This is a genomic window from Paraburkholderia ferrariae NBRC 106233 (assembly GCF_000685035.1).
In the GTDB taxonomy this organism is placed as follows: Bacteria; Pseudomonadota; Gammaproteobacteria; order Burkholderiales; family Burkholderiaceae; genus Paraburkholderia; species Paraburkholderia ferrariae.
Window position 1 is genome coordinate 1 of sequence record NZ_BAYB01000042.1, and the last position, 21,148, is coordinate 21,148.

Consider the following 21,148-nt stretch of genomic DNA (forward strand, 5'->3'; position numbering starts at 1 on the left):
GTGGTGCCCAGCTCTGCCACGGCCTGGCTGCGGGCTTGCTCGGCGTTGTCCAGTTCGGCGCGGAGCTTGACGAGTTCTGCCTGATGCTTCTCGGCAGCGGCCTTCGTCGCCGCCTCTGCGGCGCTCAAGCGCTCGCGGAGCTGAGCCAGTTCCACCGCTTGCGCTTGGCCGTTCGCCTGGGACTCGGCGAGCTTGCCAGCCAATGTTTCGACCTCTGCCTTCGTGGTGTCCAGCGTGGCCTCCAGGTCATCGACGGTCGTGGCAGCGTCAGCCAGTTCACGCTCGGCCTGCTCACGCTGCTCGCCGGCAGCGCGTAACACCTCGGCCACGCGGCGCTCAGCGGCCTTCACCGCCTTGTCGTTCAGCTCTGCCGCAAGCTGGGTGATGCGCTCGGTCAGCGCAGCAGTGACGGCCTTCACTTCCTCGGCCACCTCCACGGGCAGCTCAGCTACCGGCTCGTCTTGCGTCACGGACTTGCTGGCCAGGTGCTCATCCCACACCTGTTTCAAGCGCGAAGGATTGCCCCCGCCGACCTTCTGCCGCAGGGCGAAGCCGGTGACGTTGCGGCCAGCGTCTTGCAGCGCTTGGCCAGCTTGGATGATTTGCTCAGTGGTGAATTCAGCGGGGCGCATGGCGCGTCCTTTCTTTGGTCAGCGCCACGCCAAGAGGGCGTCGGCAGGCACCAGGCACGGCCCGGCAGGAAGGTCGAGGGCGATGAAGTCGGCATGCCCGAAGCGACGGCCGGTGCCGACACGCTGCCGCTCGGCCAGCACGTCGAACACCGGGATGAACGGCTCCAGGTTCATCAGCAGGGCCTCGTCGCTCACCAGGTAGGGCTCGCGGCCGGCGTCGATCTGCTGCCCCGCCTCATTGTCGGCCTGATCGCTCAAAGCCTCGTGGTAGGCCTCGGCGGTCGTCAGGCGCAGCTTCGGATACAGGGCCAGCAAGCCCTGGCGACCCAATTCACCGCGCACCGGGCGGATGGCGGCCGCGCGTGCGCGGGCGGCGTTCAGTTGCTGGAAGCTCAAGGACATGGGGCACCTCCTTTCACGGTCGATGCATCAAGTATAGCAACAAACAAAGAAACAAACAAACTAACAAACAAATAAAAGCCGGATTGTTGCGGATCAGCCGCACCGGCCGGCTGCATGCGGCGAGGTCGGCGACGTGCCTGGCCAGCGCCCGGCCCGGTGCGTGGCCACGGCCACGATGACGGTGATGGACGACGCGGGCTGGCCAGCTCTGCGGCTCTCACGCGCACGCGCGCGAACGGCCACGAAGTCGCTGGCCGGTGCGGCGATAGACGATGCGGTGTGGCGCGGCGGCTGCGAGGTGACGATTGCCGGGCTTTTCCGCATGGTCGAGCCCGGCGCGTGTGCATAATTGCCGTCAGACTGCCGCCTGTAGCGGTGTATTCCTCCCTGACACCCGCAGTCTTTGGCCTCGATCCTGGTGGATCGGGGCCTTTTTCCTGGGTGCGCCAGGGTGCGAGTCGTCTATCGCCACCGTCTTGCCGGCCTGGGCTCAGCGCTGGTCGAGCTGCCGGCCGGTTGTTTGTCTGTCGCCGCTGGCCAGCGGCTGCTGGCCAAGTCGGCCGTCATCGGCGGCCGCATCACCGGCAGAGCTGGTCAGCCGAAAAATCGACCCTCCAGAACGGCCTACAAGCCGTTTTCTCGCCATCGCCGGGGCCTGGGGCTACCCGACAGCCAGAAAACGCCGCCTAGGCCGGCATATCGCACCAGGAAAGCCCTTTTAGGCCATTCCGCCCATCGACCAGGCTTCGCCCCTCTATTCCTTGAAGACAGGTTTTCAGACCTTGGCGACTCACCAGCGGTTGTGCAGCCGCGCGCACACGCGCCCGGTTGAGCGGTGGCCACGGCGTAGACGTGGCCAGCGTGATTTATCCGGGTCTTAGCGCCCGTAGGGTGGCCCGCTTGCGGGCCAGGTCAGGATGGACGCTTGCGGCCGTCCTGAGCCGCTTAGACGGCTGCTGCTACGGCGGTTGCGCACCACCGCCCGGCGCAGCCGGGCTTGTAATCGCTCTCGCGCCGCAGGCGCGCACGAATGCTGGGTGAGGCCGTAGGCCGAGGGGCGCAGCACCCCTGGGGGGATGGGAGAGGCCGAAGGCCTCGGGTGGGTTCGAGAAGGGGGTCTCCCCCTTCGGCGGCGTTAAAAACGTTAAAAAGAAAAGTGTTAAGACGCGCGCGCGTGTTAAGCCGCAAAAATCGCGCAGTAATGCGTTGATTTATAAGGATTTTTCCGCGCGGCGCATCGGCGATAGACGAGTTGGGGGCACGGCGATAGACGAGTCAGAACTACGGCGATAGACGAGAAAACTGACGGTGATAGACGATGACGCTCGAATTTCTGTGGATAAGTGGCCAAAGTTACGGCGATAGACGAGTGCTTTGGAGCCGTCAGACTGACGGCAAAGCGGCTGCATTGTTGCCCCAATTCGGCGAAAAGCCCTGTCTGGCAGGGCTTATGGGCGAAAAAGCGGTACGGCGATAGACGAGAAAATCGACGGCGATAGACGAGTCGGGCGTTTTTGCCTCGAAGTCCTTTTCGACGGCGATAGACGAGTGACGGCGATAGACGAGTCATTAGGCCACGGTTTTGGGCTTGGCTTTGGCCTTGGACATGTCCATCGACTGCTGAAGCATCCCGGACACCCAGGAGAGCTTGCCCACGCGGTTGGCCTCCGTCACGAGGCGCTTGTTGTCGCGTGTCATGTAGACGAGCTGGTTGGGCTTGCTCGACTCGTCCAGGGCCAGCCGGTAGTCGGGCAGGCGGTCGTTCTTGATGATGTCCTTCAGCTCGGTGCGGAAGTGGCTCGCGCTCTGCGTGCTGCCGGCCTTCTCTTGCAGCAAGGGCAGGCCGATGGTGAACCAAGGTTGTTGTCCGCAGTGCTTGCGGCCCAGCTCGTACAGCCGGCGCTCCAGCGCCTGGCCAAGCGAGAAGTAGTTGGGGTGCAGGGTGAGGATGTCGGAGGCGATGGCGGCCCGGTAGAGCCAGTCGGCAATCGTCAGCTCCAGCTCCAGCGCGCCCTTGCCGTTCTTGGTGTACTGCGTCACCTTGTAGTCTTCGATGAGGCCGAAGCCCTCGACCTGCTCGCGCTCGTTCGTCTTGACGTTGGTTTCAATCGTCGTGCCTTTGAGGCGGCGGCACATGTCCAGTACGCGCACGTATGCTGCGCCCCCGGTGCTGCGCCTGGTGCCGACCAGGAAAGGATGCACGGCGATCTTGAGGCGGCGGCCGACCATCATGCCGGCGTCGTGCGCTTTGACGATCTGGCTCAGGCAGTACAGCAGGATGTCCTTGTCGAAGACCGTGGCCGCGCCCAGCGCGGACGGGATCACCTTCAGGGTCTTGCCACCTCGGGAGTAGGTGCGGATGCGGGTGTCCTTGTTCTTGCTGAGCGAGAAGATGGGGTACTCCATCGAGGACACGTCGTCTTTCACCGGCCAGTCATGCACCAGGACAACCACTTCGAACAGATCACCTTGCGACGGGGCGTCGGCCGCATCGCTCTGATGCGGCTCACTGCTGCTGATGATCTGAAGCTCACCGAAAAGATCGGTCAGTTCGGGCGGGTTTTGAGGCTGCGCTACTGGTGCCAAACTACCTGACGTGCTAGACTTCTCCATATCTCACTCCGTTTTGGTTTTTGGCTCGCGGCCTTGGGTCAAGATGGGTTGATGATGGTCTATGAACCGCCCGGCCTGCTCGCCGGGCGTTTCTCTTTGTGGGCCTATCTCAAGCCGCAGCGACATGATGCTGCTGCGGAGCGACCTGGACAGCCAGGCGCAATCCAAGCGCCTTGAGCACGGCCGACAGGCTGCGCAGCTCAGGATTGCCCTGGGGTGAAAGCGTGCGGTAGAGCTGGTTGGCGTTCAGCTCTGTCTCCTTGGCGATGGCACGCACGCCACCGTGCGCTTCCGCCATCTGGCGCAGCGCCACCAGTAGATCGGCCGGCTCTCCATCCTGGAGAAGCTGATTCAGGTACTCGGCCGCAAAAGCCGGGTCTTCCTTGAACAGCTCGGCCATTGCTTCGTCGTGGCTTCGATCCTTCATGCTGACCTCCGTTGCCAGTCTTTCCAATACCCAATCGCGCGCTCGATGTCGGCGTCCTGGGAGCCTTTGTCACCACCGCACAGCAGTAGCAGCACCACGGCGTCGGCCATCGCGTAGTAGACGCGGTAGCCTGGGCCTTGGTCGATCCGCAGCTCCCACACCCCTTCACGGCAGGGCTTGTGGTCGCCGAAGTTGCCGCCCTCGATCCGGTTGACGCGCTTCAGCACCTGGACTTTCGCAATCGGATCGCGGAGCTTCTTGACCCACTCCTGGAAGGGGTCGTGCTCGTCTTCAGTGACGTAGTGGCGGACAGTGAACATAACCTATTATCGTTTATAAACGACAAAAGCGCAAGAGCCCTTGCGCTTCCTCGTGGCGTGGATGGCAGTGGCGTCTATACGTCCCGGTTCAGCTTGATGACGGCCCCTTGTCCACGATGACCACTTTCGCTCCCGCCGTGATCGCTTCGCTCTCCAGCTCATCCAACATGAACGACATTCCTCGACCACTCGGTGCCACAACCAAAGTATGGCCGCTGTCCTCTCGATTGAACGAGTAGGACATGCCACTGCCTGGCTTGGCGAAGACGAGTGTGTTGTACGGGTTGGTATCGCTTGTTTCGTTGCTCATGGATCAACCTTTCAAGAGTCTGGTGGTTTTGCGCACTGCGTTGGTGGCCTTCTCCAGCGCCTCGGCCTTCTTCTCCTCGTTCGTGCAGGCCTTCAGCGCATCCAGCAGACCGGCCACCTCAAGCGCCAGAGTCTCCGGCATGTCCAAGGTGACACTCACCACGGCGTTCCCCGTGGCGGCCGCCTGTGCGATGTAGTTCCGCTTGAAGTCGCCCATCAGGCTATTCACACGCTGCTTGCTGACGCCGTACTCGGTGGCAACGTCCGCCTGAGTGCGGCCGTCCACCAGGACGGCACGCAGGATCGACCAGGTTTGGTCATGGAAGCGCGTCTTGGCCATCCAGGGCAAGCCATCGAATTCTTCCGGGGACAGGCGCTTGAGTTTCATAGTTGTTTTCCGGGGCGGGTGAACTTTCGCGCGCGAAAGCTCAGTTGAAGGTCTTGTAGTTGCTCTGCTGGAGCATTCGCAGCATTTCGGCCGCCGTGGGCGAGCCGTTCTGCATGGCATAGCCCAGCAGCAGCTCGGCGCGCTCACCGCTCAAAGTCGTCTTCGGGGTGGCCATGCCACCAGGCACGCGGGTCGCGGCAATCACGGCTGTGGCCAGCAGGCGGCCGGCTTGGTCGGCCCACTGCGGCAGGGAGTTGCCCGCTTGGAGCCCGCAGGAAGCGACGTTGGCCGAGATAATCTCGCCTTGCGCGCTGGCCGTCACGAAGTCGGCACGGGCAATCGCCCCGTTCAGTTGCTGCTCCTGCTTGGCCAGGAAGTCAGCCTTGCAGAAGGGATGCACGCTGCTGGCACTGGCTTGCACCTGGAGGGCGTTGCGGGCTTGGGCGTCGGTCACTTGAGCGCTGGCCAAGCTGGCGAAGCAAGCCAGGAAAACAGCGGCGATCAGTTTGGTCTTCATCGTGTGTCCTCGGGTCAGTTGTGGTGCTTGTACTTGGCCAGTACCGCCTCGTACTTGTCCACGTCGATGGGCGGCATGTAGCTGTCGTTGTAGATCACGGCCACCAGCAGGTCGATGCTGCGGCGGTTGCAGTGCAGCGAGTCGTCCTTGTTGTCGGCCTTCGGCGCGTAGGCAGTGCTGTTGACGCACTGCTCGTAGAGTGCGGCGCGCACCTGGTCTTTCGCCGGCTTGGCGCTCACGGTGTTGCCGATCACGGCACCGGCCAGGCCAGCGGCGACCACTGCCACGCCGATGTAGGTCTTCGTTTTCGTGTCCATCTTCGTCCTTGGTTCCTTGTGTCGGTCGGCTCAGTGCCGCCCTTTGTCCTGGATGCTCGCTGCGTTGTCGGGCAGCACGCCCCGCATCCACGCCGGCACCCGCCCTTGGTAGGACAGGTTGCACCGTGTCGGAGACTTGTCGGCATCGAGCCAGCGCACCAGGAAGGCCTGACCGCCGAAGCCGATGCCCTTGCCCAGCTCGTGCATCGTGTAGTGAATGCCGTTGCAGACCACTCGGCCCTCATTCCGCTCGGCCAGCTCTTTCCAGTAGCGGCGATGGGACTCGATCACCTTGGCCTTCTCCTGCTCGATGTCGGCCGCCGTGAGGCCTCGGGCATCCGTGGCCATCACCTGCTTCCAGCCGGCGTCAATGTCACGCTGCGAGAAGCCGGCGTGAAAGCGCAACGGCTCGTCGCCTTCGCCCAGCATGTACGCGCGCACCTGGCAGGTGTCGTCGTGCATGTGCAGCTCCAGGTAGCTCAGCGGTTCACGCATGGATGCCTCCAGCCACGCGGTACATGCGGCTCACCAGCTTGCCGTCGATCTGCTTGAACACCACCACGCCGGCACCGTGCTCCAGCTCGTACACACGCATTGCCGGCGTCGGCGCTGCCTGCACGATCTGCACGAAGCGAGGGGAGGGCGGCGGGGCAGGGTGCCCCACGCCGGCAGAGGCCATCATCAGGAGCCCAGCGGCCCCGGCGAGCACGCTGCCGATGACAGCAGGCGCGGCGAACACAGCGGCGGTCAGCACCAGGAATCCGACCACGCTTTGCAATGTCTTCATGATCCTTGTTCTTTCTTGGGAGACGGCCTTGCGGCCGTCGCTGCTCAGAATCGCCACCCTTCCGGCATCGGGGGAATCTCGATGCGCGGGCCGTCGTCGTGCTCGGGGTCGGCTTCCGGTGCCAGCGGATGTTGCTCGCGCCACATCAGCAGCGGCGTCTTCGTCTTGAATTCGTCCTGGAGCTTCTTCAGGTACGCCAGGGACTTGTTCTCGCCCAGGGCCACCATCATGGGGAGCACCATCGACAGAAAGCCGCTCCACTGCACCCATTCGGTCTGATTCATGTCGCAATCCAGCTCGGCCATCTTCGCCTTCATGCTGTTGAAGTGCGCCAGGTTGGTTTCACCCCACTCGAACACGTCTTTGCGCAGGTTGGCCAGCGCCTTCTCGGTCTGCGCCCGTTCGGCGGCCGCGACTTCCTCCGGGCTGGGGCTTAGCGTCGGCAGGAAGGTCTGCCCTGGCTTGATGGGTTCCTCGCCCTTGGTCTTCGCCTTGCCCGTCGAGGCCTGCGGCGCGGCCGCCCGGTCGGCGTCGTCGGCATCCTGCTCGGTCGCTGCCGGCGCGGCCGGCTTGGTCTTCGCCTGCTTGGCCTCCTGCTGCTTGGCCTGCTGCACTTCCTCGCGGCGCTTCTGGAATTCCGCCTGCTCGCGCTTGAACTGCTTGACGGCCGACACCTTGTTGCGGGCCTCGTCCCGCGACAGCGGCAGGCCTTCGTGGAGTCGGCGCAGCATGTGGCTGAATTCTTCTTCGCTCTCGGCATGGAGCTGATTGAGGCTGTGCAGTACCTCGAAGTCCTCGCACAAGCCGTCTTTCAGCAGGCCCAGGACGGGCTCAGCGTAGCGAGTGACAGCCATGCGCTTGCTGATCCAGCCCTCGCTCTGCTTCTCCTTGCCGGGGTTCTTCTTGTCCGTCTTGTTCCAAATGCGGCTCGCTTCCTCGATGCCATAGCGTTCCACGTCCTCGATCACGCCCATCGCCTGGTCGTAGGCCGACAGGTCTTCGCGGTCGTTGTTCTCCGACACCTGCATCCGGCGAATTTCCAGCTCGGACATGCCGCGCTTGATGACCACAGGGGCCTTGCTCAGCCCTGCCAAGGGCGCTGCGCGGAAACGGCGCTCACCCACGATGATCCGGTACCGGCCGTCAGCTTCCTCATGGACAACCAGCGGCTCGATGATGCCGTTCAGCTTGAAGCTCTCGGCCAGTTCCTCCAGGTTCCCGAACTTCGTGCGAACCTGCTTGACGCTGAAGATGCGGGACAGCTCGATTTCGGCGTCCGCTGGCTGCGTCGGTTTCGGCTGCACGGCAATCTGCGCCACGGCGGACAGCTTGCCCAGGTTCAGGCCGGGCTTTTTGGTTGCGGTTGCGGTTGCGGTCATGTCTTGTCCTCTCAGATCGTGGCCTTGTCGAAAATCTGGCTGCACACAGCCTTCATTTCCTTCGCGGCAAGAATTTGGCTTTCGCCACTCTGGACACGCCACACGGGGCGATCCTTGGCGTATTGGGTGGCGGCCCGGTCGTACAGCACGCCGTCAAACACCACGTCGCCCAGCTCGTCGCGCAGTTGATCCAGCGCGTTGCGGTCGAAGGCGCGGCGGGTGTTGACCCGGTTGGCCAGCAGGCCCAGCGTCACCAGGTCGCTATTCCATTCGAGTTGCTGCACGCGGGCGATGTCCTCGAACAGATCGCCCAGGCCGTCGATGGCGTCTTGATCCATCGTGCAGGGGCACACCACGAAGTCAGCGGCGATCAGCGCGGCATAGAGCGGCTGGCCCAGGGTCGGCGCGGTGTCGATCACGCACAGGTCGAAGTCGGCCGACAGGCTGGCCAGCGCCGCGCGCGGGGCGTGCATGTCTTCCAGCGGCCGCGTGGCCACGTCCACCAGCTCGCGGTCGGCGGCCACCAGTGCGGCACCTTCCCCGCAGGGCATCGGCTGCTGCTCGATGCCAGCACCGTCGAAAAGCGAGCTGGCCATCAGGAAGGCCTCGCCTTCGCCGGTATCGCCCAGGTTGCGCTCGCGGAAGGCGCGCAGGGTCTTGCTGAAGTTCTTTTGCGGATCGAGGTCAACGCACAGCACACGATGGCCCTGCTCGATGCCGTAGAAGGCCAGATTGCGTGCCAGCGTGGTCTTGCCCACACCGCCCTTTTGATTCGCAATAGCAATGGTTTTCATGGGATCGTTCCTTGGATGCGGGTTCAGGCCAGGGTCAGAGCCGGGGCGACCACGGGCTGGAAGACCGAATGCAGGTTGAGCATGATGGTCAGCCAGTTGACGGCAAACAGGTTCATCGGGATGCGGCGCGGGTTGGCGCGGTTGTCCTCGGAATAGACCACCTCGTAGCGCCACTCGTCCTGCACTGCCAGCAGCTCCGCTTGCTGTTTCACCACATCGACGCGAAACACCATCCAGGGCGCGGGCTGTTCCTCACCCTTCACCACCTGGTCGTGAGCCATTTCCAGCTCGATCACGCCGTCCTGCACGCTCGACACGCTGCAATAGATGGACATATCCCCGGCGATGCGCGGGGGAGCGAAGAAGGTGCTGCCCAGGGTCACGTTGGCCAAGTCGGGCACCAGGTCGCTCAGGCGTTGGTACAGGCGGTGAAAGAGGTTCGGGTTCATGGTCATGGCTCCAAAGTCAAAGGGTGATGAGGGTCTTGCGGGTGGACTTTCGCGCGCGAAAGCCTTGGTCTTGTCCTACGGTCTGCTCACCGTGTCGGGAGGACAGAATCAGCGCCCCACTGAACTGCTGATGTTTGTAATTCTATGGCAAAAAGGGGTGACGGTCAACCCTTTTGCAACCTTTTTGCATCATCCGCGCAATCTTTTTTGTGCCTCAAGAGCAACATGGCCTTCCAGCGTAGAGCCCTGTCAAGGGAGCCACCGGAGGCCGCACGCGGAGCGCAGCCGCAGGCGAGCACCGAACGGGCGAGGATGGCAGCGCAGCGGCCCTTGATGGGGATCGAAGCGAAAGACGCTCACCGTCTGAGGTGCAGGGGGTTCAGGCCAAAGGCCGCACCCTGCATCTCTGACGACAGAGGGCGACTCGCTCCCCTCGCAGGGCGAGGGGCGGGGGGGAGTGGGATGGCACGCTGGGCCGGTTTGACACGGCGCAGACGGGCATATACAATGTGGCATATACATAGGAGGACTATGCCATGCCTACCCTAGCAACCCCATCAAGGCCAAAAGAGGCCAAGCTATTTCGGAACAACCGCAGTCAGGCGGTGCGGATTCCCGTGGAGTTCGAGTTGCCGGGGGATCGTGTGCTGATCCACCGCGAAGGCAGCAAACTCATCATCGAGCCAGTAACCCGGCCAACGAACATCGTCGAACTACTGGCCGAGTGGAGGAAGGAAGCGCCGCTCGCGCCGGAAGATCAGTTCCCGCTCATTGAGGACATGCCCGCCCGGCCGGAGGACATATTTTGAGCGGATATCTGCTGGACACGAACATCATCAGCGACATGATCCGCAGCCCGGACGGGCCTGCTGCACGTCGCATCGAGCAGGTCGGGCCGAAGGAAATTTTCACCAGCATCATCGTCGCAGCCGAGCTGCGCTATGGCTGCGCAAAGAAGGGCTCGCCCAAGCTGCTGGCCAGGGTGGAGGGCATTCTTGAAACGATCCCGGTGCTGCCGCTGGATATTCCGGCTGACGCCGAATATGCAGGCATCCGCGCTGAGCTAGAAGCGGCTGGCCAGCCTATCGGCATGAACGATCTGCTGATCGCCGCACACGCCTATGCGCTCAGCCTCACGCTAGTGACGGACAACACGCGCGAATTCGGCCGCATCCGTGGCCTCAGCGTAGAGAACTGGCTGGAAAGATAGCCCGCTTTCATTTGCAGAATTTGAGGCAACCATGAACATGAAAAACTTGGCTGGAAATTCCGTCTCGATCTTCCTGTTTCGGTTTGTGCTACATGGCGACGGCATCAACTTTGTTTTGAATGAGTCGATTGCCGAGGACATGTACCGAGATATTGACGAGAAAATCAAACCGCTTGTTCATGCTTGTTGCGAAACGCTGTTGCGATACAGACATTTGAGTGTCGGCAATACCATCATGGATGGCAACATCCTTGAGGACGGGCAGTTTGAGGTCATGTTGAGCAGAGGCTTAGGCAGGCACTTCGCCGAGAAGGAAAAGCAGCATTTATTCCAAGACGCAAAACGCATCGCTGACCTGCTGGCGGAAGTGATGGACAGAACGACCCAGGCGCTGAACCAAGGAAAGCACGTTAGCCAGCCTCTTAAACAGTTCCCGCAGAGTCCAAAGAAGATAAGAAAGGGGCTTGAGGCGCTTGCGCAGGAAAAGCACCTTGCAGCAGAACTGCAATGGCTCGCCGAGGGCAAATCAATAAGGCCAGGCTTGAAACAGTTGCGCGCTGATGATTTACCTGCGGGTGTGGTCGCCTCAAGAGGCTACGATCACCGGGGCCATTGTCTCGTTCTGGATCACGATACCCTTGGAGAGCTTGGGAGGATCGTTTTAATCAACGTTCGTGATGACCAGATGCTGATGCAAGCAGAGCTATGCACTGGCGGTGAAAATTTGCAAGACCCTATCGTAAAGCAGAAACGGAAAATACTCGAAGCGGTTGTTTCGACCGTCAACAACTGCTTTGATGGAATCGAGAGGTAATGAAAAGAATCTTGGATTAAGGATAACCGTCGTGATTCCAACAACCTGGTTTCGCAGGCTCGTTTTCTTCCTGTTCGTCATGGAGGTGGGCGGCGGCGTCCTTTGGGCGGCCGCGAAGCTGGCCCCGGATCAAGGTCATGCGAATCTGCTCCAGACCGTTGGAAGCCTGGTTTTCCTGTTCGGCTTCTATGCCGGGATGCCCCTGGTCGCTCGCTACCTGGCTCCCCAGCCTTGCACCGATCCCGCCAGGCAGACGCGACTGGCCAGCCTGCTCCAGCGCTACGGCAGCTCTTGCCCGGTCTTCCTGTACGAGCACCCGGACAAGGAAGCGAACACCGTGGGCTTGTGGCCATCGCAGTCGCGCATCTACATCACCACGGGCCTTTTTGATCGCATGAGCGATGAGGGCCTGATCGGCATCCTTGGCCACGAAAACACTCACGCCCGCGAGCGGCACATCCTGGTGGGCTTCGTCTATGCCTGCATCTTTGCCCTGGGCTCCTACGCCTCAGACAGTCGCACCTTCTTTGTAGTGGGCTTCCTGCTGTTCCTCGGGTTGAGGCGCTACATGGAATACCGCGCGGATGCCGGCGGGGCGCTGCTCGCTGGCCCGGCCTCGATGAGCACGGGCTTGCGCGAGCTGGCCATCCTCTACCCAAGCGCGGCTTGGCATCGGTGGCTGACTATCATCATGGCCTACCCGACTCTGCCTATGCGCCTGCGGGCCTTGGAGACGAAGCGGCCGGCGCTGCTCTGACGGCAACTTGCCGTCAAGTTCGCGCCCTGTGCATCATGGAGGGCATTTCGAGATTGGGAGAATAAGTCGATGAAGGTGATCCGCTACGCAGCCGGTGCTGCGCTATTCATGGCCACGGCTGCGGCAACGGCCGCGCCCCTGTCCCCGCAGACCATGCAGCTCACCGAGTTCGTGCGCGACACCTGGAAGGTGCCTGAATTCCAGCTCGGCCGCTCTGCCGTGCTGTCCACCGTCGCGCTGCGCGTGTCCACCTATTCGTCGCCGTTCTTCATCCACCGCTCACAGATGGATGCTCTCGGGAAGAAGACCGGCGAGCTGGAGCAGCTTTGCACCAGCCAGGCCGGAAGCTGGCAGTACGTTGGCTTGCCGCTCATCGAGAAGGGCGAGCCTCCACAGCGCGGCCTCTCCGATGTCGAGGTCTTCCGCCAGATCGTGGTGGCCATGTTGCGGCAACCAGAGCCGCTTGTCGGTGATGCGCTGGAATACGCCCTCAAGAACAAGTGGCTGGGCCGCTATGAGTGCTCGGTCGATGGGGCCGCCGCCTGGCGTGCCACCATCAGCTTTGATCGCGCCCAGGCACGCACTACCGGCCCGACCGCTACCTACCGCGACGTGACGCTGAAGATCGGCTTGGCCGATGGCGCACAGGTTGGCCAACAGAAAGCCGTAGATGCCGATCAGCGCTGAGCGTCCATCGAGAAACTGGTTCGCGCAGGGCGGCAGCGCCTATGCGAAGTTCCGCCCGTCCTATCCTGCTGAGCTGGCCACCTTCCTGGCTTTGGTCGCCCCTGACAAGAACCTGGCCGTGGACGTGGGCTGCGGCACCGGCCAGCTCACGGCCCAGCTCGCCAGCCATTTCAGCCAAGTCGTCGGCCTTGATCCGAGTGCCGATCAGCTTGCCAATGCCATCCAGCATCCGCGCGTCCGCTATGAGCGCGCGCCGGCCGAGAAGCTGCCGCTCGATGCCGGCACCGTCAGCCTGGTAACTGCTGCCCAGGCCGCCCACTGGTTCGATCTGCCGGCGTTCTTCGGTGAGGTGCGGCGCATTGCTGCGCCTAGTGCGGTGGTCGCGCTGGCCACCTATGGCGTGCTGGAGCTGGAGCCGGAGGTCGCCCCGGTCTTCCAGCGCTTCTACCGCGATGTCATCGGCCCGTTCTGGCCTCCTGAGCGCGCTTTGGTGGACAGCGGCTACTCCACCATCGACTTCCCGTTTTCAGAGCTTGCAGCGCCTCGCATGGCTATTAGGCAGACCTGGAATCTGCCGGAGCTGCTGGGCTATGTGTCCACCTGGTCGGCCGTGCGTGCGGCCGTTGATGCTGGGCGGCAAGACTTGCTGACCAGCTTCGCGGATGACATCGGCGTGGCGTGGGGAGACGCCGGGGCTCGCCGGTCGGTGTCGTGGCCTATCGCGCTGCGGATCGGCCGGGTGTAGTTCGTCAGGCGCTGGCGGCCGCTTCGCGTTGCAGCAGTTCCTTGAGGGACAAGTACCACAGGCCGGCCAGCGTATCGTCCAGCTCGGCCAGCGCGGCGGCCGCCTGCATCAAGGCGAAGCCGAAGCGGCCGGATTCAAGCAGCAGCTTCGGCTTCAGCACGATGCCTTCCGTGCCGTGGCTCACCAGCAGCGTGGCCAGCTCGTCCGAGGTCAGGTGCGTTTCCTCGCCACGGCGGTTGATCGAGTCGGCCAGCAAGGGCAGGTAGAACGGCAAGACCACTTCCAGCTCGCGCTCGATGCGCCTTGCGGTCTTGCTGTCGGCCAAGATCGTCTTCAGCCTGCCGGCGTCGGCTTCGCACAGGGCTTGGCCAAGCTCCCCGAGGTCGCGGACAAACTGCCCATCATCCATGCGTGCGGCTTGCGCGCGAACGTCCCGAATTAGCCAGTCAGGCACCCCTGTAGATTCTTCAAATTCCATACTTCCCCCCCACACGTATTCATCGGAAATAACGGCGGAGATTGCAAGAACTTGAACTTTTAAGCGCGCGCTTAATTCTCGCCAGCAGCGGTCACAGGGATGAGCGCTGCGGCTCAGAGGGGGTGCCCCTATGTGCTTCGTCAAGCGTTAGGGACGGTTTGTGGTTGGTAAATGGTCCCGTCGCGCAGCATGGCGAACAGGACATCGCATCGACGTCTGGCCAGCGCGATGAGCGCTTGGTTGTGACGCTTTCCTTGCTGGATCTTGCGCGTGTAGTAGGCGCGTGAGATCGGGTCTCGCAAGGCCGCAAACGCAGAGAGAAACAAGGTTCGTTTGAGCACCTTGTTGCCACGCCTGGAGGGGTGTTCACCTCGGATGGACGAGCCTGAGCGCCGGGTGACCGGCGCAAGGCCGGCATAGGCGGCCAGATGTGCGGCCGAAGCGAAGGCCTTGTGCGCGACTTCAGTCAGGAGTCTGGCGGCGGTCCTGACGCCGACTCCGGGCATGCTGGTCAGGACCGGGTAAAGAGGGTGCGCATGCACAAGGCGCTCGGCTTCACTGGCGACCTCGTCGCGCTGCTGCAGCAAGGCAGCGAGCTGCTTGGCAAGGCGCGGCATGACGACGGTCGCGGCCTGGGTGCCGGGAACCACGACGGTCTGTTCTCCAAGCGCTTGAACGATCTCGGCGGCTAGGCGCTTGCCCATACGCGGAGCGAGTTTGATCAGGCGGTTGGCAAGCGTCTTCTCGCTGGTCGCGGCAAGTGCGGCGGGTGACGGGTAGCGCTCAAGCAGATCGAGCACGGCGGGATGGTCCAGGCGTGGTCCCAGCACTCGTTCGAGGGCGGGGTGGATCTGGGTGAGCAGGCCGCGAATGCGGTTGCTGGTTTGGGTAGCTTGGGCGGCCAGATCGTCGTCGAAGCCGCACAGCATGGTGAGCTCGGCCAGCGGTTCATCAGCCAGCCGCAGCGAGCGCAAGGTGTGCGGCATCGAGCGGGCGGCTTCGGCAATGATTGCCGCGTCGCGGGCGTCGGTCTTGGCTTCGCCGGCGTGCAGATCGGCGATGCGGCGCATGGCCAGCCCCGGCAGATAAGCGACCAGGACACCCGAGTCGCGAGCGACTGCCACCGGTAGCGCACCGATGGTGGCGGGTTGGTCGACGACGAACAGAAGCTGGCCGTGCGCCTTAAGTTCATTGATCAAGGCACGTAGTTTGGCTTCGTCATTGGGCAGCGCCTTGTTGTACAGGCGCTTGCCGCTGCGATCGAGCGCGACGGCGTGATGGTGGCCCTTGCCGACATCAACGCCGACAAAGACATCAATGGAATTGTGCTGAAGCGGTTCTTGCATGAAGGTGAGACGCAGTGAAACACATTGACCGGCAACATCGGTGGCAAGTCTCGGCATCCACGTTACGGACGGCCTCAGGAAGTCCTGGCCAAGCCCCTATCAGCGATCACCAGCCACCCACCAGGCCCGGTGACAACACCCCCCGGATCATGGACGACTGGGGGCAGCAATCATGCCGGGCCTGGCTGGCCAAAGCCCCGATTATTGGGGCACGAAGATAGTAACGAGGGCAGTCGTTTTTCGCGCGGCGACCAGGGCGGTCAGCTCGGTGTGGAAGCGCTCGGCAGCCAGCTCGGCGGGCCAGGGCTCCCAGGGTGCGCAGTCGTAGATCGAAGCCAGCGGATCGACGGACAGGATCGGGTGCGTGATGCCCAGCTCGTTGCGAATCTCGGCCAGCGTCCAGCCGGCGCAGCGCAAGGCCTCGGATGCGGCCGCGATGGCGTCGGCGCGCTTGTGCAAGGGGTAGGCCTCACCCGACCAGGGAACGAGGCTGTAGCGGGCGAATATGGCCCGCGCGAGGCGATCCCCAACGGCCCGGAAGGGATCACCCAGGACTGCCTTCAGCGGCGATATGCAGTCGAAGCCCAAGAACCCTTCTTCGGCATCGTGCAGCAGCTCCAGCAGCGAAGCGTCCATGTCCAGCGCCTCTGCGGTCATCTGCCGGCGCAGCGCCAAGACGGTCAGCGAGTGCTGAGCGACCGACAGGGGGTGCGTCCATGACGATTCCCCCCCCCACCGGTAGGTGCGGGACAGGCGGATGGCAAGGTCGGTGTCCGTCCAGGCCTGCGGATCGGGGTTGATGAGGTCGAGGCGGCCGCCAGACGGCAGACGAGTCCAGGCGCGCGGCTTGCCGCCCTCGCCGCTCATTGCTTGCTCCGGGGCTTGTACGCGCCGGCCAGGTCGAGCCCGAGTCGGCCCGCCAGACCTTGGAGCGATGCCAGGATCAGCCCATCGGGATCAAGGCCGTCCTCTGTCGTCTCCGACACGCTGGCGATCACGGACGCGCGCCGGCCATCAGCGTAGCGCTCGATGTTGACCGTGGCGCGCTGCTTGTAGGCCCACTGGTCGCATTTCGCCAAGCACTTGCCGTCAGGGTCGCCCACGGCGCTGTTCACCGCGTCCTGCACGCCCGTCGCGTTGCCCACGTTTTGCAGCACGGTGCCGGCGACCACAGCCAGCGGATTCAAGCCCAGGGCGACCGAGAAGCCACGGCCGCTCTTGGTCTTCAGGGCCTCGGGATGCTCGGCGTATTCACCCAAGCGGATCTCGGCCGTGCGATTGGTCGCGGGCCGCATCGCCTGGAAGGCACCGTCGAAGATGTAGGCGATGTCAGCCTGCACTTTGCTGTCGGCCAGCTCGTAGCCCTGCGCCCTGAAGGCGTCTTGCAGCGCCTTCGACAGCGCCGGGCTGTCGTTGAACTCCACGTACAGCTTGCGGCCCTTGTCGCCTTCCGGCGCGATCTTGCCGACAAGGCGATTCTTGATCGACGGCGCGGCTGCCGGCGCTTGCGCTACCGGCGAGCTGGCGTCGGTCTGAGCCGATTCAGCCCAGGCCGCGGTCGCGGCGGCCAAGAGCATGGGGATCAGAAGTTTTCGCATGGCGTATCAACCCTTCTCGGCACGCAGGTGGTCGCGTTCGCGGGGCTGCTGCAAGCTGCCGTTGATCCAGCGATGCAGGTTCACAGCTCCTTCGGCTGGGCAGTTGATGAACCGGCGAACATCCGCCGCCACCGCCTCGTCAAAGCGGTTCACGAAGCCGAAGTTGCGGCCGCCCATCGTGCTGACCATGAGGTACATGAACGACACCATCACCAGCAGGTTCACAGCGGTGGGGATGGCCGCAACAAGCTCGTCTTTCGTGACTATCTGGATCGCGTGCAGTGCAGTAGCGAACGACTCCGGCGCGAAGAAGTAGCAGCCAGCCGCGCCCCAAAAGACCAAGATCGGCAGCGTCCAGATCAGGCTGTCCAGGGCACGGAATAGGCATCCGAGGACGTTGACGAACTGCGCGACGTACAGGCGGACATCAAAGAACACGTCACGGCGGATGCGGGCGTAGCGGGCGTCGGAAATCTCGCCAGCCTCCACGCCATTGACGTTCACAGTCCAGGAAAAAGGGTCGGCGGCGTCGATGCGCTTGTCCAGCGCGGCCCGGTAACGCGCAAGCATCCCCGTCACCGTGAAGGCGAACATCGAGGCGAACACAGCGGCAGGCAAGATGTCGGCTGCCCGGCGAAGCATGAAAATCGAGGTGAGTGAAACGGCCGCGAGCCACACAACGGCCGCTACCGCCTTGTTCTCCTTGTGGAAGCGGATCACTTCATCACGGGCTTGTTGGAACTTCATCGGGTATCTCCTTCCTAGTGGTGGGTGAGGTTTCGCGCGCGAAAGTCGCTCAGTGCGACTTGGTGAACGGGTTGAGGCTCCAGTTCGCATTGGCCAGCGCAGCGGCCGAAATGCGTTCTCGCTGCTCCGGCGCGAGGCTGTCCCACAGCTCGCGCATGGCGCGGGCATTGCACGGGCCTAGGTCGATGATGTGGATCAGCCTGACCTGGCCGCCCTGGATGCGGGCTTTGGCGGCCTCGATCACAGCCTGCATCGAAGCCGGGGAAGCTGCCGCGAACTCAGCGAAGCCGTCGCCGGCAGCTTGCGCCACCTCGGCCGCAGTCTTGCCGTTCAGGAACTCGGCGATGGCCGGTGCAAGCAGAGCCTCCAGCAGCGCAGCGGTTTGATGATCCCAATAGTTGTCGGTGCTCATAGTCGTTCATCCTTTCGTGATGGCAATCTCGGCGCGGCGGTTCTGCCGCTTGCCTTCCTCGGTGCCGTTGTCGCCAGCGAAGCATGTCAGGCAAGTTGTCGCCTTGATCTTCGAGGCTGGGATGCTTGCGGCGATCAAGGCGGCGCGGACGATGCGGGCACGGGCCAGCGCCAGGCGCTCATTGCCAGCAGTGGTGCCGGTGCTGTCCGTCTGCCCCGTCACCACGATGCCGGGCGCACCCTTGGCAGTTGTGGCGAAGCGCTTGATGTAGGCGAGGGCGTCTGAATCGAGCCTAGCGGATGCGCTGGCAAACAGGACGTGGCCAGGTTCGGCTGCCGGCTGCACTGCCGCAGCCACACGCTGGGCCGGCATGGTTGCGGCCGCAGGCTTGGCCGCTGGCTCGGCGAGCGTGGCCACCAGGTTGCCGCGCATCATGATCGGCTCGGGCTCAGCCGCTTTCAGCGGCTCGGCCGGGACGATGGCCACCGGGGTCTTGGCCGTTGGCACCGCACATGGGTTGCAGGGTACGAAAACCAGTTCGCCACTCTGCGGATCGCGCACCTGCCCCATGCCGGTGATGGTCGGATAGGCCATCCCCTCAAGCGGCTTGTGCGAGGGCAAGTCGGGCTGCGTGGCGCAGCCCGCCAGGCCTGCGACGGCATACGCGGCCGACAGGGACAGGGCGAGCTTCCCGAAGCTGGCCAGCGAGCGCTCGGGCTCGATGGTCTTGCGGCCCTGGCGCGTGATGCGGAGCACTAGGCTCCCTCCCTCGATCTGTCGCTTCACGATGAGCTTCTTGGTCATCAGCGCGCGGATGGCCGTGATGCTCTCTTGCAGGCGTGCCATGTCGTTGTCGGCACTCAGGCGACGGCAGGCGATGCGCTCGGCGACGGTGCGGATGCCGGTGGCCGGCCCTTGGAGAAGCGCGCGCAACACGGCGCGCTCCTGCGCGGTCAATTCGTTGTGCGCGTCCATCGCATCAGCCCTTCACCTTGGCCTTGAAGATCGCGCCCGGCACGAAGCGCGGCTTCACCGTCGCCGGCAGGCTCATGGCCTGGCCGGTGGTCGGGTTGCGGCCGGTGCGCGCGGCCACATCGGCGCGCTTGAAGGTGCCAAAGCCCGTCAGCGTGACTTGATCGCCCTTGGCGACGGTTCCCTGCACGTTCTCGATGAAGGAATCCAGGAAGCGGCCCACTGCCGTCTTGGTGGCGTCCGTGTCCGCTGCGATGGCGTCGATGAGTTCTTGCTTGTTCATGCTCTATTGCTCCAGTTGGTGGTTTTCAAAGGCCCAGCGCGCGAGCTGCACGTGCCAGATGCTCGGGGGTCAGACCGTCGAAGTAGTCCGTGGCGATGAGGTGCCGGTCAGCCGTGGTCGGGAAGCCTTCCGGCTTGTCGTCCAGGGCGACCCATCGCTCGATGTCGTACCGGGCGACCAGGGCCAGAATCTCCTGCTCCCGGTCGGCGTCTTCGATGGTTGGGGTTGTGCCGATGACGCGCTCGCGCACGTCCGCGCTGAACAGCTCGGCCAGGTCGTCATAAAAGTGGCTGTCCTTCCAGTTCGAGGCAATCACCACGTCGATGACCGTGTGCTTGCGAAGCCAGGCCTCCAGCATCGGCAGGTACAGCAGCGTGCCCGATTGCGCCGGGTGCAGCACGCCGTCGATGTCCAGCATCAGGACGTGGCTGGATGGCGGCCTGGTCAGGCGGCCGTTCGGCAAGGCGATGTCCGTGGCGGTCAGCTCGATGGAAGGCTCCGCGACGGCAGGCCTCGGGCGCAACATGCGCAGCAAGGCCTGGATCATTCGCGTGGCCCCCGGTCATGGCCTAGCGCCGGCAGAGCGGGCATGTCGGCCTCGCCGGCACGCCAGAGCCAATGAGCGAGCTTGCTTTCGTCCATCAACTCGGTCAGTGCGGCCGCGTATTCCTCCGTCGCGCCAGGCGGCAACACGTACATGGCCGTGGGCTCGGGCGCGGTGTCGGACGCGACCAGGCACGCCAGCGGCCGGCTGGACGGCAGGTTGTAGCGCATCCCCTTCATGAACCGACGATTGGCGCGGCTCATGGCGTCGATCACCATCTGGTCGAAAGTGCTCTCGAAGGGAATCCAGTTCTCCGTTACCGACATCAAGGCGACTTCCTCCAGCGAAGCGATGCCGGTGTTGCCCACGCTGAAGGTGCCGATGGCCATCAGGTGGGTGTCCTCCAGGGCATCCCACAAGCCCAGCTCGACCTCGAAGCGTTTGAGCAAGCGCTTGTGCAGGTCGTCGTTCATCATGAAATGGCAGTCGGGCAGGTGCTTGAAGACGATCTTGTGGCCATATCGAGACTGCGCCACTTCCTTCACCTCGCCGATCACGATCATCAGCCGGCGCGAACCCTTGACCGTGGCCGCCGCCTTGCCCATGTGGGCGATGCGGCGTTGAGTGATTTCGTTCTTCTTTTCGGCGTTGAAGCTCTCCGGGATGTAGAGGATGTCGGCCAGCGATGCGCCCTTGGCCATCTTGTCCTCGGCTGCTTGCATCAGGTACTTGCGGATGACGTACCAGCTCCGTTTGCCCGCCATGTTGGGTGCCCAGCGGTTGAAGCCCGCTTCTTCCCACAGGTAATGCAGCGTTCCGCGCAGCGTGAGCTTGTTGCCATCGGTCTTCACGCTGTCGGTTTCCGCGCCGCTGGCGATAGGTGCAGAGCGGCCGGCCACTTTGGTCAGCGAGAAGTCCAGCTTGAGGGCCGTCAGCCCTTCCTCCGGGTCTTCCTGGATCGCGGTGCCCATGACTTGGCCAAGCCCGGAAAGCTCCGGTGGCGGCTCATAGGAGTCGCAGGCGGGTGCATGGTCGCCGCCAGAGTTGGGCATCCGCTTGATGACGAACTTGCCTGCCACCTTGGCGATATACATTTCGATGCCAGGATCGCGGCACACGCACACCGGCCGGGTCTTCGCCGTATAGGCATGGGCCAGCGCGTCGTTCATGCCTGGGTCATCGCTTTTGATGCGCTGCTCGCCAATGCGGTAGGTGCTCATG

At 63.4% G+C, this 21,148-nt stretch carries 31 protein-coding genes; 7 read left to right on the plus strand and 24 right to left on the minus strand.

Translation table 11 applies throughout. The annotated features are described in order from the left end of the window. Both BFE01S_RS31865 and BFE01S_RS31870 read right to left on the minus strand, forming a co-directional pair. Window positions 1-632: DNA-binding protein (locus tag BFE01S_RS31865; protein ID WP_028228991.1), on the minus strand; the 632-nt coding region annotated here is incomplete at its 3' end. A gap of 18 nt (window positions 633-650) precedes the next feature. Beyond that, window positions 651-1,034 carry a hypothetical protein gene (locus BFE01S_RS31870; RefSeq protein WP_028228992.1) on the minus strand — a complete coding sequence of 128 codons (384 nt, stop codon included), beginning with the start codon at window positions 1,032-1,034 and terminating at the stop codon, window positions 651-653. A gap of 133 nt (window positions 1,035-1,167) precedes the next feature. Between BFE01S_RS31870 and BFE01S_RS44765 the strand changes: the two genes are divergently transcribed. Then, a complete protein-coding gene (locus tag BFE01S_RS44765) occupies window positions 1,168-1,383 on the plus strand; it encodes a hypothetical protein (RefSeq protein ID WP_156967227.1) in 216 nt (71 codons plus the stop codon). Window positions 1,384-2,603: 1,220 nt separating this feature from the next. On the opposite strand, the gene BFE01S_RS40980 is transcribed toward BFE01S_RS44765, so the two are convergent. From BFE01S_RS40980 to BFE01S_RS31930, 12 genes are all read right to left on the minus strand, one after another. Next, on the minus strand, window positions 2,604-3,647 hold the full coding sequence (locus tag BFE01S_RS40980; protein WP_084170293.1) for a replication initiator protein A: 1,044 nt from the start codon (window positions 3,645-3,647) through the stop codon (window positions 2,604-2,606). A gap of 109 nt (window positions 3,648-3,756) precedes the next feature. Further along, window positions 3,757-4,074 (minus strand): addiction module antidote protein, encoded by a 318-nt coding sequence (locus BFE01S_RS31885; RefSeq protein WP_028228993.1) that lies wholly within the window; start codon window positions 4,072-4,074, stop codon window positions 3,757-3,759. Then, window positions 4,071-4,394: a type II toxin-antitoxin system RelE/ParE family toxin gene (locus BFE01S_RS31890; protein ID WP_028228994.1), complete on the minus strand. Its 324-nt coding sequence runs from the start codon at window positions 4,392-4,394 to the stop codon at window positions 4,071-4,073. The genes BFE01S_RS31885 and BFE01S_RS31890 overlap by 4 nt, the downstream gene beginning before the upstream one ends. An 88-nt stretch (window positions 4,395-4,482) precedes the next feature. Then, window positions 4,483-4,704 carry a hypothetical protein gene (locus BFE01S_RS40985; protein ID WP_042339262.1) on the minus strand — a complete coding sequence of 74 codons (222 nt, stop codon included), beginning with the start codon at window positions 4,702-4,704 and terminating at the stop codon, window positions 4,483-4,485. Window positions 4,705-4,707: 3 nt separating this feature from the next. Next, entirely contained in the window at window positions 4,708-5,091 is a 384-nt protein-coding gene (locus BFE01S_RS31900) for a TrfB-related DNA-binding protein (RefSeq protein ID WP_028228995.1), read from the minus strand. A gap of 40 nt (window positions 5,092-5,131) precedes the next feature. After that, window positions 5,132-5,608, minus strand: a complete 477-nt coding sequence (locus BFE01S_RS31905; RefSeq protein WP_028228996.1) for a hypothetical protein — start codon at window positions 5,606-5,608, stop codon at window positions 5,132-5,134. Window positions 5,609-5,622: 14 nt separating this feature from the next. Further along, a complete protein-coding gene (locus tag BFE01S_RS31910; protein ID WP_028228997.1) occupies window positions 5,623-5,925 on the minus strand; it encodes a hypothetical protein in 303 nt (100 codons plus the stop codon). Between the two features lie 30 nt (window positions 5,926-5,955). Continuing rightward, window positions 5,956-6,420 (minus strand): hypothetical protein, encoded by a 465-nt coding sequence (locus BFE01S_RS40990; protein ID WP_052421042.1) that lies wholly within the window; start codon window positions 6,418-6,420, stop codon window positions 5,956-5,958. Further along, a complete protein-coding gene (locus BFE01S_RS42125) occupies window positions 6,413-6,712 on the minus strand; it encodes a hypothetical protein (protein WP_052421043.1) in 300 nt (99 codons plus the stop codon). Before BFE01S_RS42125 ends, BFE01S_RS40990 begins: the two co-directional genes overlap by 8 nt. Before the next feature lie 44 nt (window positions 6,713-6,756). After that, complete coding sequence (locus BFE01S_RS31920) at window positions 6,757-8,091, minus strand: ParB/RepB/Spo0J family partition protein (RefSeq protein ID WP_028228998.1); 1,335 nt, start codon at window positions 8,089-8,091, stop codon at window positions 6,757-6,759. A gap of 11 nt (window positions 8,092-8,102) precedes the next feature. Beyond that, complete coding sequence (locus BFE01S_RS31925) at window positions 8,103-8,885, minus strand: ParA family protein (RefSeq protein WP_028228999.1); 783 nt, start codon at window positions 8,883-8,885, stop codon at window positions 8,103-8,105. A gap of 23 nt (window positions 8,886-8,908) precedes the next feature. After that, entirely contained in the window at window positions 8,909-9,334 is a 426-nt protein-coding gene (locus BFE01S_RS31930; protein ID WP_028229000.1) for a hypothetical protein, read from the minus strand. A 536-nt stretch (window positions 9,335-9,870) separates the two neighbouring features. On the opposite strand from BFE01S_RS31930, the gene BFE01S_RS31935 reads away from it, so the two are divergent. The 6 genes from BFE01S_RS31935 (at window position 9,871) to BFE01S_RS31960 (ending at window position 13,547) form a co-directional block, all read left to right on the plus strand. Continuing rightward, window positions 9,871-10,143, plus strand: coding sequence for an AbrB/MazE/SpoVT family DNA-binding domain-containing protein (locus tag BFE01S_RS31935; RefSeq protein ID WP_028229001.1), 273 nt, complete (start codon window positions 9,871-9,873; stop codon window positions 10,141-10,143). After that, window positions 10,140-10,544 (plus strand): type II toxin-antitoxin system VapC family toxin, encoded by a 405-nt coding sequence (locus BFE01S_RS31940; RefSeq protein ID WP_028229002.1) that lies wholly within the window; start codon window positions 10,140-10,142, stop codon window positions 10,542-10,544. The genes BFE01S_RS31935 and BFE01S_RS31940 overlap by 4 nt, the downstream gene beginning before the upstream one ends. 31 nt (window positions 10,545-10,575) lie before the next feature. Then, entirely contained in the window at window positions 10,576-11,358 is a 783-nt protein-coding gene (locus BFE01S_RS45390; RefSeq protein WP_063834454.1) for a hypothetical protein, read from the plus strand. Window positions 11,359-11,389: 31 nt separating this feature from the next. After that, a complete protein-coding gene (locus tag BFE01S_RS31950; RefSeq protein WP_028229003.1) occupies window positions 11,390-12,115 on the plus strand; it encodes a M48 family metallopeptidase in 726 nt (241 codons plus the stop codon). Window positions 12,116-12,184: 69 nt separating this feature from the next. Further along, entirely contained in the window at window positions 12,185-12,802 is a 618-nt protein-coding gene (locus BFE01S_RS31955) for a hypothetical protein (RefSeq protein ID WP_028229004.1), read from the plus strand. Next, window positions 12,786-13,547, plus strand: coding sequence for a class I SAM-dependent methyltransferase (locus BFE01S_RS31960; RefSeq protein WP_042339268.1), 762 nt, complete (start codon window positions 12,786-12,788; stop codon window positions 13,545-13,547). The genes BFE01S_RS31955 and BFE01S_RS31960 overlap by 17 nt, the downstream gene beginning before the upstream one ends. Window positions 13,548-13,551: 4 nt before the next feature. Here the strand turns inward: BFE01S_RS31960 and BFE01S_RS31965 are convergent, their stop codons facing one another. From BFE01S_RS31965 to BFE01S_RS32010, 10 genes are all read right to left on the minus strand, one after another. Next, window positions 13,552-14,025, minus strand: coding sequence for a hypothetical protein (locus BFE01S_RS31965; RefSeq protein ID WP_137959874.1), 474 nt, complete (start codon window positions 14,023-14,025; stop codon window positions 13,552-13,554). Window positions 14,026-14,165: 140 nt separating this feature from the next. Further along, on the minus strand, window positions 14,166-15,371 hold the full coding sequence (locus BFE01S_RS31970; RefSeq protein ID WP_028229007.1) for an IS110 family RNA-guided transposase: 1,206 nt from the start codon (window positions 15,369-15,371) through the stop codon (window positions 14,166-14,168). Between the two features lie 201 nt (window positions 15,372-15,572). Next, window positions 15,573-16,238, minus strand: a complete 666-nt coding sequence (locus BFE01S_RS31975) for a phosphohydrolase (protein ID WP_028229008.1) — start codon at window positions 16,236-16,238, stop codon at window positions 15,573-15,575. Further along, complete coding sequence (locus BFE01S_RS31980; RefSeq protein ID WP_028229009.1) at window positions 16,235-16,969, minus strand: hypothetical protein; 735 nt, start codon at window positions 16,967-16,969, stop codon at window positions 16,235-16,237. The genes BFE01S_RS31975 and BFE01S_RS31980 overlap by 4 nt, the downstream gene beginning before the upstream one ends. Window positions 16,970-16,975: 6 nt before the next feature. Further along, the gene (locus BFE01S_RS42130; protein ID WP_028229010.1) at window positions 16,976-17,716 is read right to left on the minus strand and encodes a hypothetical protein; all 741 of its coding nucleotides are present in this window, start codon (window positions 17,714-17,716) and stop codon (window positions 16,976-16,978) included. A gap of 49 nt (window positions 17,717-17,765) precedes the next feature. Further along, complete coding sequence (locus tag BFE01S_RS31990; protein ID WP_028229011.1) at window positions 17,766-18,128, minus strand: hypothetical protein; 363 nt, start codon at window positions 18,126-18,128, stop codon at window positions 17,766-17,768. 6 nt (window positions 18,129-18,134) lie between these two features. Further along, a complete protein-coding gene (locus BFE01S_RS31995) occupies window positions 18,135-19,103 on the minus strand; it encodes an OmpA family protein (RefSeq protein ID WP_028229012.1) in 969 nt (322 codons plus the stop codon). A 4-nt stretch (window positions 19,104-19,107) separates the two neighbouring features. Then, on the minus strand, window positions 19,108-19,383 hold the full coding sequence (locus BFE01S_RS32000) for an HU family DNA-binding protein (protein WP_028229013.1): 276 nt from the start codon (window positions 19,381-19,383) through the stop codon (window positions 19,108-19,110). Between the two features lie 25 nt (window positions 19,384-19,408). Beyond that, on the minus strand, window positions 19,409-19,930 hold the full coding sequence (locus BFE01S_RS32005; RefSeq protein ID WP_028229014.1) for an HAD domain-containing protein: 522 nt from the start codon (window positions 19,928-19,930) through the stop codon (window positions 19,409-19,411). Continuing rightward, the gene (locus BFE01S_RS32010; protein WP_028229015.1) at window positions 19,927-21,147 is read right to left on the minus strand and encodes a DUF1173 domain-containing protein; all 1,221 of its coding nucleotides are present in this window, start codon (window positions 21,145-21,147) and stop codon (window positions 19,927-19,929) included. The genes BFE01S_RS32005 and BFE01S_RS32010 overlap by 4 nt, the downstream gene beginning before the upstream one ends. Window position 21,148: the final 1 nt, after the last annotated feature.

What these genes read in the sequence shown, in the direction of transcription:
- BFE01S_RS32000 (WP_028229013.1), bottom strand. Translation starts at nt 19,383, where the DNA reads ATGAACAAGCAAGAACTCATCGACGCCATCGCAGCGGACACGGACGCC.
- BFE01S_RS31925 (WP_028228999.1), bottom strand. Translation starts at nt 8,885, where the DNA reads ATGAAAACCATTGCTATTGCGAATCAAAAGGGCGGTGTGGGCAAGACC.
- BFE01S_RS40980 (WP_084170293.1), bottom strand. Translation starts at nt 3,647, where the DNA reads ATGGAGAAGTCTAGCACGTCAGGTAGTTTGGCACCAGTAGCGCAGCCT.
- BFE01S_RS32005 (WP_028229014.1), bottom strand. Translation starts at nt 19,930, where the DNA reads ATGATCCAGGCCTTGCTGCGCATGTTGCGCCCGAGGCCTGCCGTCGCG.
- BFE01S_RS31975 (WP_028229008.1), bottom strand. Translation starts at nt 16,238, where the DNA reads ATGAGCGGCGAGGGCGGCAAGCCGCGCGCCTGGACTCGTCTGCCGTCT.
- BFE01S_RS32010 (WP_028229015.1), bottom strand. Translation starts at nt 21,147, where the DNA reads ATGAGCACCTACCGCATTGGCGAGCAGCGCATCAAAAGCGATGACCCA.
- BFE01S_RS31995 (WP_028229012.1), bottom strand. Translation starts at nt 19,103, where the DNA reads ATGGACGCGCACAACGAATTGACCGCGCAGGAGCGCGCCGTGTTGCGC.
- BFE01S_RS31990 (WP_028229011.1), bottom strand. Translation starts at nt 18,128, where the DNA reads ATGAGCACCGACAACTATTGGGATCATCAAACCGCTGCGCTGCTGGAG.
- BFE01S_RS45390 (WP_063834454.1), top strand. Translation starts at nt 10,576, where the DNA reads ATGAACATGAAAAACTTGGCTGGAAATTCCGTCTCGATCTTCCTGTTT.
- BFE01S_RS31930 (WP_028229000.1), bottom strand. Translation starts at nt 9,334, where the DNA reads ATGAACCCGAACCTCTTTCACCGCCTGTACCAACGCCTGAGCGACCTG.
- BFE01S_RS42125 (WP_052421043.1), bottom strand. Translation starts at nt 6,712, where the DNA reads ATGAAGACATTGCAAAGCGTGGTCGGATTCCTGGTGCTGACCGCCGCT.
- BFE01S_RS31980 (WP_028229009.1), bottom strand. Translation starts at nt 16,969, where the DNA reads ATGCGAAAACTTCTGATCCCCATGCTCTTGGCCGCCGCGACCGCGGCC.
- BFE01S_RS31885 (WP_028228993.1), bottom strand. Translation starts at nt 4,074, where the DNA reads ATGAAGGATCGAAGCCACGACGAAGCAATGGCCGAGCTGTTCAAGGAA.
- BFE01S_RS40990 (WP_052421042.1), bottom strand. Translation starts at nt 6,420, where the DNA reads ATGCGTGAACCGCTGAGCTACCTGGAGCTGCACATGCACGACGACACC.
- BFE01S_RS31905 (WP_028228996.1), bottom strand. Translation starts at nt 5,608, where the DNA reads ATGAAGACCAAACTGATCGCCGCTGTTTTCCTGGCTTGCTTCGCCAGC.
- BFE01S_RS31970 (WP_028229007.1), bottom strand. Translation starts at nt 15,371, where the DNA reads ATGCAAGAACCGCTTCAGCACAATTCCATTGATGTCTTTGTCGGCGTT.
- BFE01S_RS31910 (WP_028228997.1), bottom strand. Translation starts at nt 5,925, where the DNA reads ATGGACACGAAAACGAAGACCTACATCGGCGTGGCAGTGGTCGCCGCT.
- BFE01S_RS31935 (WP_028229001.1), top strand. Translation starts at nt 9,871, where the DNA reads ATGCCTACCCTAGCAACCCCATCAAGGCCAAAAGAGGCCAAGCTATTT.
- BFE01S_RS31960 (WP_042339268.1), top strand. Translation starts at nt 12,786, where the DNA reads ATGCCGATCAGCGCTGAGCGTCCATCGAGAAACTGGTTCGCGCAGGGC.
- BFE01S_RS42130 (WP_028229010.1), bottom strand. Translation starts at nt 17,716, where the DNA reads ATGAAGTTCCAACAAGCCCGTGATGAAGTGATCCGCTTCCACAAGGAG.
- BFE01S_RS40985 (WP_042339262.1), bottom strand. Translation starts at nt 4,704, where the DNA reads ATGAGCAACGAAACAAGCGATACCAACCCGTACAACACACTCGTCTTC.
- BFE01S_RS31920 (WP_028228998.1), bottom strand. Translation starts at nt 8,091, where the DNA reads ATGACCGCAACCGCAACCGCAACCAAAAAGCCCGGCCTGAACCTGGGC.
- BFE01S_RS31900 (WP_028228995.1), bottom strand. Translation starts at nt 5,091, where the DNA reads ATGAAACTCAAGCGCCTGTCCCCGGAAGAATTCGATGGCTTGCCCTGG.
- BFE01S_RS31965 (WP_137959874.1), bottom strand. Translation starts at nt 14,025, where the DNA reads ATGGAATTTGAAGAATCTACAGGGGTGCCTGACTGGCTAATTCGGGAC.
- BFE01S_RS31870 (WP_028228992.1), bottom strand. Translation starts at nt 1,034, where the DNA reads ATGTCCTTGAGCTTCCAGCAACTGAACGCCGCCCGCGCACGCGCGGCC.
- BFE01S_RS31890 (WP_028228994.1), bottom strand. Translation starts at nt 4,394, where the DNA reads ATGTTCACTGTCCGCCACTACGTCACTGAAGACGAGCACGACCCCTTC.
- BFE01S_RS31955 (WP_028229004.1), top strand. Translation starts at nt 12,185, where the DNA reads ATGAAGGTGATCCGCTACGCAGCCGGTGCTGCGCTATTCATGGCCACG.